Source organism: Kitasatospora sp. NPDC032150 (genome assembly GCF_055579945.1).
This window is the reverse complement of sequence record NZ_JBVIMH010000069.1, coordinates 1-11730: the sequence shown is the minus strand read 5'-3', so window position 1 is coordinate 11730 and position 11730 is coordinate 1. Positions and strand designations below refer to the sequence as shown.

The following is an 11730-nucleotide window of genomic DNA, read 5'->3' as shown; positions in this document are numbered from 1 at the left end:
GTCTGACGATCAGAGCGGCACGAGCCGTGTAACGGGAGACTGTTACGCACGGTTCTGTGAGGGCCGGGGGGTGAGATTCCCCCCGGCTACTCGGCCCGACGGATGGTCGAAGCGGTCGCGGGTGAAGGCCTGGTGCGCGGTGCTCGCCGTGGCGGTCGACATCTTCTCCCCGGTCACCACCGAGCTGCTCCCCATCGGCCTGCTCACCCCGATCGGCGGCTCGCTGGGCGTCTCGGAAGGCACCGCGGGAACCGCGATCTCCTTGCCGTGGACCGATTCGGCGCCCCCTGCGCCAGCTGGACGGGAGCGGTATTGCTGGCCCTGACCGTCATTCCGCTGGCGATGGCACGCGAACAGCTGGTCCGGGATCTCCTCGGCGAGCCGGCGAATGCCGCAGCGCCGGTCGCGCGCGATACCGCCTCGGCACCGCCGGGTCGCCCCGGACGGGAAAACCGTGGGAGCCGAGCGGGAACGTCACCGGGCAGAGCGGTGGATGTCGGAAACGACATGGCGAATCGACCACCAGGGAGTGGAAATTGCGTACGCGACTGGCCGGACTGGTCGGGCTTTCCCTGATCGCGCCGGCCTGCGTGGTGGGTGCGGTGCAGGAGGAGCCTCCACCGAGGTCTTACCGGGCACTTCGCAGCCCACGTCCCGGGCCGGATACAGCGACCGCATGGTGGCGGCCCTGGTCGCCCTGTCGACCGCCCAGTTCCTGGTGGCCCTCGACTACTCCATCATCTACGTCGCTCTCCCCAGTATCGGTTCAGGGCTCGGCCTGCCGGCCGACCGGCTGCAGTGGGTGGTGTCGGGCTACGCGCTGTTCTTCGCGAGCTTCCTGGTCGTCGGCGGGCGAGCCGCCGACCTGACCGGTCCCCGCCGGTTCTCCCTCTGGGCCCTGCTGCTGTTCGGCACCGGTTCGCTCGCCGGCGGGATCTCGGGGAACCTCTGGCTGCTCGTCGCCGCGCGTGCGGCCCAGGGCATCGGCGCGGCGGCGCTGACGCCGTCGATGCTCGCCTCCGCCGCGGCCGCCGCCTGCGCCCTGCTGACGCTGGGACGCCACTCGGCCGACAGCCGGAAGGGAGCCTGAGACGACCTTGCCCAGGATCATCCGACCCGGTGCGGGACCTGGCGGCGACGTCGGCGGCGCGCCCGTGTCGTACCTGGCCGGCGGCCAGGACACCGCTGTCGGCGGGCGGCCGTCATGGCCGACTCCCGTTGATCCGAGTGAGGCACCGGGTCCAGGGCCCGGAGTGCGGCGGCAGCGCTCGGCGCTCCGGGATGCGCCCGGGGCCGACCTGCCGCAGGGTCGCAGTATGGGCTCCGTGATCGTGCTGTTCGAGCTGGACCCCGACCAGGCGATCGGGCCGGAGGGCGTCGAGCCGGTCGTGCTCCTGGTCCACGCGGCGGGGGCTGATCCCGACGCGTTGGAGGACCCTTTGCCGACGACGCTGTGCGGGCTGAGCACCGACCCGATGGAACACAGCCACTACCGGCCGGCCAGGCCGGGAGAGCCCTGGTACCCGCCGAAGCTGTACGACCGGCGCTGCCGGGAGTGCGAAGCCGTCCTGCGGAGCTACTGAAGCTGTCCTCCCGGAGCTGCCGACCCGCGCCTGGTTACTAGTCAGTAGCGCACCGTCTGCCGGGCCGGATACGGTGTTCGGTGGCAGAACGGTGCTATGGGGAGGACAGCGATGGTGCGGTTGGCGGACAGTCCGGCGGTCGAGGTGAACGTGCACGTGGCCGCGCCGCCGGAGCGGGTCTGGGCGCTGGTCAGCGACATCACCACGCCGGCCGGGCTCGGCGGGGAGCTGTACGAGGTCGAGTGGCTGGACGGCGCTCCCGGGCCGGCCCTCGGTGCGACCTTCGTCGGGCGCAACCGGAACGACCGGCTGGGCAGTTGGGAGACCGTCTCGCGGATCTTCGACTACCAGCCGGAGCGTGCGTTCGGCTGGGAGGTCCGGGCACCCCAGGGCGACTTCGGCCGGCCCGTCGCCCGCTGGCGGTTCGACCTGGAGGCCGAGGACGGCGGCACCCGGCTGCGCCAGTCGGTCACGCTCGGACAGGGCGGCTCGTACCTGAGCCAGGCGATCGCGGCCCAGCCCGAGCAGGAGGAGCAGATCATCGCCCACCGGCTGGGCATGCTGGAACAGGGCATCCGGTCGACCCTCGACCGCATCAGGGAGCGCGCCGAAGCCTGAGTCCGTCCCGGGGGCGGGCTTCCGGCGGCCTTCGCACAGCCGACCTCCGTCGGGGTGGACGGGAGGAGCCACCGGTAGCGGACCCGGCGGTGGCACACCGGAAGCCGTCCCGGGGCGGACGCCCGGACGCCCGTCTCCCCGACCAGACGGCCGGGGAGACGGGCCTGAGGGGCTACGGCGGGTTACAGGGCCCGCTCCAGCCGGTCGGCCATCAGCTTGATGAAGCGGGCCGGCTCCCGCAGCTGGCCGCCCTCGGCGAGGAGGGCCATGCCGTAGAGGAGTTCGGCGGTCTCACCGAGGCCCGGGTCGTCCGCGCGCTCGGTGTGCGCCGTCCTGAGACCGCTGACCAGCGGGTGGCCGGGGTTGAGCTCCAGGATGCGCTTGGCCCGGGGGATCTCCTGGCCCATGGCGCGGTACAGGTTCTCCAGGGCCGGCGTCGCGTCGTGGGTGTCCGAGACGATGCAGGCGGGCGAGACGGTCAGCCGCGAGGAGAGGCGCACCTCCTTGACCTCCTCGCTCAGCCGGCCGGCCATCCAGGTCAGCAGCTCCGCGAACTCCTGCTGCCGCTGCTCGCGTTCGGTCCCGGCCTGCTCCTCCTCCTCGGTACCGAGGTTGACCTCGCCCTTGGCGACGGACCGCAGCTGCTTGCCGTCGAACTCGGGAACGGAGTCCACCCACACCTCGTCGACGGGGTCGGTGAGCAGCAGGACCTCGATGCCCTTGGCCTGGAAAGCCTCCATGTGCGGCGAGTTCTCGATGGTCTGCCTGGACTCGCCGGTCAGGTAGTAGATGTGCTCCTGCCCCTCCTTCATGCGCTCCACGTACTGCTTGAGCGTGGTCGGCTCCTCCTTGTCGTGCGTGGAGGCGAACGAGGAGACGGCGAGGATGGCGTCGCGGTTCTCGTAGTCGCTGAGCAGGCCCTCCTTGAGGACGCGGCCGAACTCGCGCCAGAGGGTGGCGTAGCGCTCCGGGGAGCCCGTCATCAGGTCCTTGACGGTGGACAGCACCTTCTTCGCCAGGCGGCGGCGCATCAGCTCGATCTGGCGGTCCTGCTGCAGGATCTCGCGGGACACGTTGAGCGACAGGTCCTGGGCGTCGACCACGCCCTTGACGAAGCGCAGGTACGGAGGCATGAGCGCCTCGCAGTCGTCCATCACGAAGACGCGCTTCACGTAGAGCTGGATGCCGCGCTTGTACCCCTGGGTGTACAGGTCGTGCGGCGCGTGCGAGGGGAGGAACAGCAGGGCCTGGTACTCGAAGGTGCCCTCCGCCTGCAGCCGGACGGTCTCCAGCGGATCCGTCCAGTCGTGGCTGATGTGCTTGTACAGCTCGTGGTACTCGTCGTCGGACACCTCGTCACGGGAGCGGGCCCACAGCGCCTTCATGGAGTTGAGGGTCTCGGGCTCGCGTGCAGCGGCGTCGTCCCCGTCCGCCGTGCCCGGGGCGGCCTCGGCGGCCATCCTGATGGGCCAGGTGATGAAGTCGGAGTACCGCTTGACGATCTCCCGGATCTTCCAGGCGGAGGTGTAGTCGTGGAGCTGGTCCTCGGTGTCCGCGGGCCGCAGGCGCAGGGTGACCGAAGTGCCCTGCGGTGCCTCGGCCACGGTCTCCAGCGTGTACGTCCCCTCACCGGTTGACGTCCAGCGGGTGCCCTGGCTCTCGCCGGCGCGCCGGGTCAGCAGCACGACCTCGTCGGCCACCATGAAGCTGGAGTAGAAGCCGACGCCGAACTGCCCGATCAGGCCCTCGGTGGCGGCCGCGTCCTTGGCCCCCTGCAGCTCCTGCACGAACTTCGCGGTACCGGAGTTGGCTATCGTGCCGATGAGCTGGATCACCTCGTCGTACGACATGCCGATGCCGTTGTCCCGCACGGTCAGGGAGCGGGCCTCCCGGTCGGTCTCGATCTCGATGTGCAGGTCGGACACATCCGCACCCAACGCGTCGTCGCGCAGTGCCTCCAGACGCAGCTTGTCCAGCGCGTCGGAGGCGTTGGAGACGAGCTCGCGCAGGAACACGTCCTTGTTCGAGTAGATCGAATGGATCACCATCTGCAGCAGCTGGCGCGCTTCCACCTGGAACTCGAACGTCTCAGTCGACATGATTCGTGACTCCTCCTCAGGACACCAAGGGACAGGAACTACCCCGAGCACTGTAGATCAACCGGACGGCGTGGAAGTGCTGTCCGCCGCCGGGCGCGTCAACTCCCCTCCCGGCCGCGGAAGTCCTGGCGGCGGCGCGGAACGGGGCGCGGCGATCCCGGAGTCGCCGGCCCTCTCCGGACCCGCTCCGGCCGGGGGTGGAAGGACCGTTCGTACTCCTCGGCCGAGTCGCCGAGGCGGAAGAGTGCGGGGAAGTTCGGGGGAGCGTGGGGAGTGTGGATCGGAGCGGGTGCGGACGGTGCGCGCGACGAGCTGCGCCCGTGCGCCGTCGGCTGCGGACCGCGAAGGGCGGCTGGGGGGAGGACAGCGGGGGGAGGCGGCAGGGGGGAGGCGGCAGGGGGGAGGGCGGCAGGGGGAGGACGGCTGGCAGGCCGAGGGGCGGACTACGAGAGCCCCGTCACAGTCGCCCCCCGCCGAACGTGAGAACGGTCTCAAGAAGCCGTGAACGCTTTGGAAGCGCGCGATCGACGGCCATTGTCGAAGGGAAGCCCGATGTCATGCCGGGCCTTTGTACGACCCCAGGAGCAACAGCCATGCCGGATCAGGGCACGACCCGCACGATTCTTCGCCGGGCCGCCGCAGGATGCGCCGCCCTCCTCCCACTCGCCCTCGCCTGCGCGTGCGGGCCGGCCTCGAACGGCGCCTCCGCAGCCGCGAGCCCGAGCATCCACGTGGGCGCCACCGCGTCGGCGACCGCGCAGTCGGCCCCCGGTAGGACAGCGCTCGGCTCCGCGGCCGCACCCGTTGCCGGTGCGCCCGGTGCGGCCGCTCCCGGCATCACCGTCACCACCACGGCGCTCCCCGCCGCCGGTGCGCCCAGCACCGCGACGCCCAGTACCGCGCCTCCCGGTACACCCGCCCCCAGCACGCCGGCCCCCGGCACCCCGACCCCCGCAGCCCCCACCCGGCACGCGCCCGCTCCCGGCGCCCCGGCCCCGGCGGCGACTACCGGACCCACTGCCGCCGCCGCGGCGCCGCAGCCACCCGCGCCGGACGCTCCGGGCTCTTCGATCGTGTACCGCACCGCGAGCGGCGGTAGGACGGTCGCGCTCACCTTCGACGACGGCCCCGGCCCGGCCACCGGCGCGATCCTCGACCTGTTGAAGCAGTACCACGCCAAGGCGACCTTCTGCGAGATCGGCCCCCAGGCCGCTGCGAACCCGAAGACGGTCCAGCGCATCCTGGACGAGGGCCACCGCCTGTGCGATCACACCGTGAACCACCCGCAGCCGATGCACACCCTCCCGCACGAGCAGCAGGTCTACGAGATCGACGCGGCCAAGACGATGATCCTCAAGTCCGGTGGCCCGGACGCCAAGATCACCTGGTTCCGGGCCCCCGGTGGTGACTTCAGCGCGCAGAACCGACAGATCGCCGTACAGGACGGTCTGCGCCCGCTCGGCTGGACGGTCGACACCCGCGACTGGGCGAAGCCCGGTGTGCCGGAGATCGTCGCCACCGCACAGCGCGAGCTGCACCCGGGCGGCATCATCCTGATGCACGACGGCGGTGGCGACCGCAGCCAGACGGTGGCCGCGCTGGCCCAACTGCTCCCGTGGCTGGTCCAGCAGGGCTACACCTTCGACTTCCCGGACTGCTGACCGTACGATCGCACCCCGCCCGGCCTCCGGGCGGGGTGCGATCGTACGGCGTGCGGTCAGGCGGCGTGCGAGAGCTCGCGGAGGTCGACCGCCCGGGAGATCTGCCGCAGGTCCGTGTAGAGGGCGGACGGCGGAACGGCGACGACGGGGCAGCGGGCGTGGGCCAGGCAGTAGCGGCCCACCGAGCCGTGGAGGAAGCGCTGCAGGCTGCCCTGGCGTCCGGTGCTCACGACCAGCAGGTCACCCGGCCGGTCCGCGACGTGGACCAGGGCCGGTCCGGCGTCACCGCGGATCACCAGCGGCTCCACCTCGACGCCGACGGGGAACCCGCCGAACGCCTCCTCGAAGGCGCGCTCCAGCCGCTCCCTGGCGGCCGCCTCCCAGGCGCGCAGCAGCGGCGGGCAGGGGTGGGCGCGGTAGCTGAGCTCGCCACCCACGGGCGTCCAGGCCAGCACGGGAACCAGCACCGCCTGCTGGGCACGGGCCTCGTCGACCGCGCGGTGCAGCGCGGTCAGACTGTTCAACGAGCCACTCACTCCGACGATGACACGCGCGCCGTGCGACATGGGACTTGACTTCTTCCGTTCTCGATCGCTCCACGGGACCAATCCCGATCCCTGTGATTATGCTGCCATGTCCGCCGATTGCCCTGCAAATCGAAAGCATCTGATCGCTTTCGCCTTCCATGCGTAGGAGTATTGATGGCTGGCGGGTGTCATCTGGGTGTTGCGGGGGTGTTCGGGGTGCTTCCGGCGAGCGCGGCCGCCCCTGGCCTGGTATGGCCTGACCTGCGGCGGGATCCCGTCGGGGTGTCCCGTCGTGTTCCGCTCCGGTCGCTGTCGCCGGCGCGTTGAAGGGGCGGCGGATCCCAGGGTGACGGGCTCCGGTGTCCGGCAAGCCGTGGTCGTCCCGGCAAAAATTCACCGAATCTGCACACTTTCGGCTTCGGCCTGCGAGGCCGAGGCGCTCAGGTCGCCCGGCCGGTCCACGTCGCGGACCTTCTGCAGCTGCGCCACCACCCGGTGTTCCTCGCCGAGCCGAGCCGTGCCAGCGCCGGTGCGAGCGCGGGGAACCGCTCGGCCGGCATCGGGAAGACGGCCTCGTCCTCGCCGCCGTGGTGCTTCTGCAACGCCCCGCAGAATTCCAGGCAGTGGGTGCGCAGTTGCCGCGCCAGATCCGGCGGTGTCAGCTCGACGGTGTCGGTGCCGCCCTCGATCAGCCGGTCCGCCTGGGCGCGGAGCACGTCGGGGGCGGCCGGGCAAACTGCGTCTTCAGCAGGTGCGGTGATGGTGGCACGCGCCCAACATCCATGCCCGAAACGGTCACTGACGTCCAATCACCCGGCCGTCCGCCATCGCTCCGCACCCCCCGGCCCGGTAGCCTTTGGCAAGCATCGGTAAGAACTCTGACTGACGGTCGGCTGAATCGGATCGGTCCGGCAGGCTCACTCAAACCCCGGGGGCAAGGTGCCAGCGGTCCAGCGGATCACCTCACGCAACGCGCGGTTCCAGCAGTGGCAGGCGCTGCTCACCAACCGCAACAAGCGGCAGCGGGCGGGGGAGTTCCTGGTGCAGGGCGTGCGGCCGATCTCGCTGGCGGTGGAGTACGGCTGGCCGGTGCGCGCACTGATCTTCGACGGGAGCCGGAACCTCTCGCGCTGGGGTCAGGAGCTGCTGCGGACGGTGCGGACCGAGCAGATCGCGATGGCTCCGGAGCTGCTGGCCGAGCTCGGCGAGAAGAACGAGTCCGCGCCCGAGGTGATCGCCGTGGTGGGGATGCCCGCCGACGACCTCGACCGGATCCCGGTGGGGGACGACTTCCTCGGAGTGCTGTTCGACCGGCCGACCAGCCCGGGGAACATCGGGAGCATCATCCGCTCGGCCGACGCATTCGGCGCGCACGGCGTGATCGTGGCCGGGCACGCCGCCGACGTCTACGACTCCAAGTCGGTCCGCGCCAGCACCGGTTCGCTGTTCGCCCTGCCCGCGGTCCGGGTGCCCGCGCCGCGCGAGGTGGCGGACTGGGTGGCCGATCAGCGGGCCTCTGGGAGCGGGGTGATGCTGGTGGGGACGGACGAGCACGGCGACTGCGATGTCTTCGACTTCGACTTCACCCAGCCGGTGCTGCTGCTGGTCGGCAATGAGACCAGTGGACTCAGCAACGCCTGGCGCGAGTTGTGCGACCACACGGTGAGCATCCCGATGACCGGCGCGGCGAGCTCGCTGAACGCGGCCAACGCCGGCACCGCGGTGCTGTACGAGGCCGCCCGGCAGCGGATCGCAGCCGCGAGGCGCGGTCCGCACCCGGTGTGAGACCGACCGGCCGAACAATTCGGTTGCCCACCTGCGGAATCGCGGCCGAGAATCGCGGGCGTGCGGGAAGTGCTGACAGCAGAACAGATCGAACGGTTCGTCACCGACGGCTTCATCCGCCTCGAAGAGGCGTTTCCGCGCCCGTTGGCCGAGGAGTGCCGGGCGTTCCTGTGGCGTGAGACGGGGCTCGACCCGGACGACCCCGGAACGTGGACCGAGCCGGTCGTCAGGCTCGACGGCTACGCCGAGGAGCCGTTCCAGCGGGCGGCCACGACCCCGCGCCTGCACGCCGCCTTCGACCAACTGGTCGGCGCGGGCCGGTGGGTGCCGCGCGTCGGCCTGGGAACCTTCCCGATCCGGTTCCCCCACCCCGGCGATCCAGGTGACACCGGGTGGCACATGGACGCCAGCTACACCCCCGAGGGTGAGAGCGGGTACTGGCTCAACCTCCACTCCCGCGGCCGGGCGTTGCTGATGCTGTTCCTGTTCTCCGACGTCGACGCCGACCACGGGCCGACCCGGATCAAGGTCGGCTCGCACCAGGACGTCCCGTCGTTCCTGGAGCCCGCCGGTGAGCGCGGTGCCGACCTCTTCGGCCTCTGCACGGAGATGGACGCCGCGGGCAGGCTCGACGCCCCCGACCGGCCGACCGCCCTCGCCACCGGCCGGGCCGGCGACGTCTACCTGTGCCATCCGTTCCTGATCCACGCCGCCCAGCCCAACCGCGGTACCCGCCCCAGGTTCATCGCCCAGCCGCCGCTGGTGCCGACCGGGCTGCTCGACCTCGACCGGAGCGACGGCGCGTACTCGCCGGTCGAACGCGCTGTCCGGCTCGGGCTGGGCCTGCCCGATGACGCGGGGCGCCGACCGGTCTGACGCGGGGCGCCGGGCCGGCCCGGACATCTCCCGCAGGTCGGCCCGGCGGTACCTCGGGGGGACGGCTGCGCCGTGACGGCCGTCCGCAACTCGGCGAATGCCGTCGGCGCCGTCCTCGCCCCGCTCTGCGCCGTCCTCGCCCTCGTCCGCACGGCCCCGCGCGGCAGCGCCACCGGAGCGGATGCCGCCCTGCCCACGCGGCCCGCCCGAACCGGTCAACCCACCTCGGTCGGACCCGAACGAAGCCGGCACGCCGGGCTCTTCGGGTGGGACTGGATCAGCCGAAAAAAATTTTGGCCGATTTTCTGTTATCCGAGCCGGGGCCCCCGCTCTCCCAATACGTCGGCAGCGAACCCCTCATGCCGACAGGGAGGGTTACATGGCACGGAACAGAGCGTCACACCGGCGGCGGAACCGTCGCCCGCTTGTGATCACGGCAGTGGCCGTGACGGCGGGCGTGATCGCCACCGCCGTCGGGCTCAACGTGGCCACGAGCGGTCAGGACGCGCACACGGCCGCCACGGCGCAGGTGGCCCAGGTCGCCGCGGGTGACGACTCGCCGCCGTCCCCCGCGGCGGCGCCGCAGCACAAGGAGGCGCCGGCCCCGCTGAGCTCGGTACCGAAGAGCGATCCGGCGCGCGGCATGGTCTACACGGGGTTGACCGTCGCGACCAAGGACGACAAGTGCGCGGGTGTGTTCCGCACCTCCGCCGCCGATCTGTGCACCCACGGCCCGGACACCGCCCCCAAGGACGTGGACATCCACAAGACGGTCGCCCCCGCCGTGGCGGCGGTGGCACCGAACCCGGACCTGCACGGCGACTCCCAGGCGCCGGCGGCCGACGACCTGCTGAAGGGCGCGCCGCCGGTGCTGAACGCACAGACCGGTGCCACGCTGGCCTCGGCCGCGCCGGCTTCGGCGAGCCCGGGCAAGACCGCCGCCGCCGGCGGCTCCACGGTGGTCTGCGACGGTGACGGCAGCAGCGGCAACCGGGTCCAGGTGCTGTACGTGCACGGCTCCGGGGAGGACCGGTACGCCCAGTACCTGGCCTCCTTCAAGAAGTGGGCCGCGGACGTCGACGTCATCTACAACGCCAGTGCCCAGCAGACCGGGGGCACCCGCCACGTCCGGTTCGTCACCGACGCCGACTGCACCGCCAACGTGCTCGACGTCGAGCTGCCGGACTCGGCGCTGAAGGAGTTCGGCGCGACCAACGACGCGCTGGCGGCCAAGGGCTTCAACCACAAGGACCGCAAGTACATGATGTTCGCCGACGCCCAGGTGTACTGCGGCATCGGCACCTTCGCGGGCGACGAGCGCCCCAGCCAGGACAACCTGAGCAACTTCGGCCCCTCGTACGGCCGGAGCGACTCGGGCTGCTGGAGCGGCCATGTCGCCGCGCACGAACTGGGCCACAACCTCGGTGCGGTGAACAACAGCGCGCCGGACTCCAGTAAGGCCGGGCACTGCACGGTCGACTGGGACCTGATGTGCTACTCGGACGCTCCGTACTACCCGAAGATGCGGACGGTCTGCCCGGACCAGAACCAGCAGGACCGGCTGGACTGCACCAAGGACAACTACTTCAACACCAACCCCAAGCCGGGCAGCTACCTGTCCTCGCACTGGAACGTGGCCAACAACCGCTTCCTGATGGCCGACAACGGCACCAACCCCAACCCCAACCCGTCGCCGACACCGACCCCGAGCCCGACCTCGAGCAAGGGACCGGGCAAGGCACCGAACGTGACGGTCAGCCAGGTCACCCAGAACTCCGCGGTCCTCAGCTGGCCGAAGACCGACTCCGCCGCCGGGTACGAGATCCGGCTGAACGGGCGCGCGATCGGCACCGTGACGTCGACCGTGGTGCGGCTGGTCTCGCTGCAGCCGGACACCGACTACCAGGTGGCAGTGGCGGTCCGCGACCAGAGCGGCAGCACCTCTCAGCCCGGCCGCGCGGCCTCCTTCCACACGATCGCCAAGGCGAACCCGACCGGTCCGACCAAGCCCGGCACGCCGTACCTGATGTCCAACAGCCTCACCGGCCAGGTGGCCGACATGTGGGGTGGTTCGACCAACGACGGTGACGTGCTGATCGCCTACCAGCGCACCGGTTACCAGAACCAGCAGTGGCTGTTCGACGACGCGGGCGACGGCAACGTCCGGGTCAAGAGCGTGCTGTCCGGAAAGTGCCTCCAGGTCGGCGGCGACCTCGCCCAGGGCCAGTTCGTGTTCCAGCAGCCGTGCGGGGACAAGGACTCGCAGGCCTGGAAGCTGACCGCCGCGGGCAGCGGGTACACCCTCGCTCCCAAGGGCTCTTCGCTGGTGCTCGGGGCCAGCAACCGCTGGTACTACGGCGGTTGGCTGCTCGAGCTGCAGCAGCCGAACCAGCAGGCGTACCAGAACTGGACCATCCAGCCGGCTTCCTGACACCCCAGGCCGGCATTCCCCCCGGAGGTGGGGGGGGGGGGGGGGGGTTCCCCCCCCCCCCCCCCCCTCCCCCCCCGGTCCCCAAGTGGTCTGTTTTTTCTTCCCCCCCCCCTGTTTTTGCTCGGTTTTCCCTTTTTTTGTGTGGTCTCC

The 11730-nt window shown here is 71.1% G+C and carries 11 protein-coding genes; 8 read left to right on the top strand and 3 right to left on the bottom strand.

The window, feature by feature from the left end; genetic code table 11:
- The first annotated feature begins 148 nt into the window (after window positions 1–148).
- From ACZ5ON_RS35200 to ACZ5ON_RS35185, 4 genes are all read left to right on the top strand, one after another.
- Window positions 149–325 (top strand): hypothetical protein, encoded by a 177-nt coding sequence (locus ACZ5ON_RS35200; RefSeq protein WP_465601479.1) that lies wholly within the window; start codon window positions 149–151, stop codon window positions 323–325.
- Between the two features lie 351 nt (window positions 326–676).
- Entirely contained in the window at window positions 677–1090 is a 414-nt protein-coding gene (locus ACZ5ON_RS35195) for an MFS transporter (RefSeq protein ID WP_465601476.1), read from the top strand.
- Window positions 1091–1316: 226 nt separating this feature from the next.
- Window positions 1317–1583, top strand: a complete 267-nt coding sequence (locus tag ACZ5ON_RS35190; protein ID WP_465601474.1) for a hypothetical protein — start codon at window positions 1317–1319, stop codon at window positions 1581–1583.
- A gap of 111 nt (window positions 1584–1694) precedes the next feature.
- Window positions 1695–2201, top strand: coding sequence for an SRPBCC family protein (locus tag ACZ5ON_RS35185; RefSeq protein WP_465601471.1), 507 nt, complete (start codon window positions 1695–1697; stop codon window positions 2199–2201).
- Window positions 2202–2383: 182 nt separating this feature from the next.
- On the opposite strand, the gene htpG is transcribed toward ACZ5ON_RS35185, so the two are convergent.
- Window positions 2384–4300 (bottom strand): molecular chaperone HtpG, encoded by a 1917-nt coding sequence (gene htpG, locus ACZ5ON_RS35180; RefSeq protein ID WP_465601468.1) that lies wholly within the window; start codon window positions 4298–4300, stop codon window positions 2384–2386.
- A 593-nt stretch (window positions 4301–4893) separates the two neighbouring features.
- Here htpG and ACZ5ON_RS35175 point away from each other — a divergent pair.
- Entirely contained in the window at window positions 4894–5961 is a 1068-nt protein-coding gene (locus tag ACZ5ON_RS35175; RefSeq protein ID WP_465601466.1) for a polysaccharide deacetylase family protein, read from the top strand.
- 56 nt (window positions 5962–6017) lie between these two features.
- Here the strand turns inward: ACZ5ON_RS35175 and ACZ5ON_RS35170 are convergent, their stop codons facing one another.
- Window positions 6018–6527, bottom strand: coding sequence for a universal stress protein (locus ACZ5ON_RS35170; protein ID WP_465601463.1), 510 nt, complete (start codon window positions 6525–6527; stop codon window positions 6018–6020).
- Window positions 6528–6928: 401 nt separating this feature from the next.
- A complete protein-coding gene (locus ACZ5ON_RS35165) occupies window positions 6929–7204 on the bottom strand; it encodes a hemerythrin domain-containing protein (RefSeq protein WP_465601460.1) in 276 nt (91 codons plus the stop codon).
- 223 nt (window positions 7205–7427) lie between these two features.
- Between ACZ5ON_RS35165 and ACZ5ON_RS35160 the strand changes: the two genes are divergently transcribed.
- The 3 genes from ACZ5ON_RS35160 to ACZ5ON_RS35150 all read left to right on the top strand — a co-directional run bounded on the left by ACZ5ON_RS35160 (window position 7428) and on the right by ACZ5ON_RS35150 (window position 11580).
- Window positions 7428–8273: a TrmH family RNA methyltransferase gene (locus ACZ5ON_RS35160; protein WP_465601457.1), complete on the top strand. Its 846-nt coding sequence runs from the start codon at window positions 7428–7430 to the stop codon at window positions 8271–8273.
- A 60-nt stretch (window positions 8274–8333) separates the two neighbouring features.
- A complete protein-coding gene (locus tag ACZ5ON_RS35155; protein ID WP_465601454.1) occupies window positions 8334–9149 on the top strand; it encodes a phytanoyl-CoA dioxygenase family protein in 816 nt (271 codons plus the stop codon).
- Window positions 9150–9576: 427 nt separating this feature from the next.
- A complete protein-coding gene (locus ACZ5ON_RS35150) occupies window positions 9577–11580 on the top strand; it encodes an RICIN domain-containing protein (RefSeq protein WP_465601451.1) in 2004 nt (667 codons plus the stop codon).
- Window positions 11581–11730 lie beyond the last annotated feature (150 nt).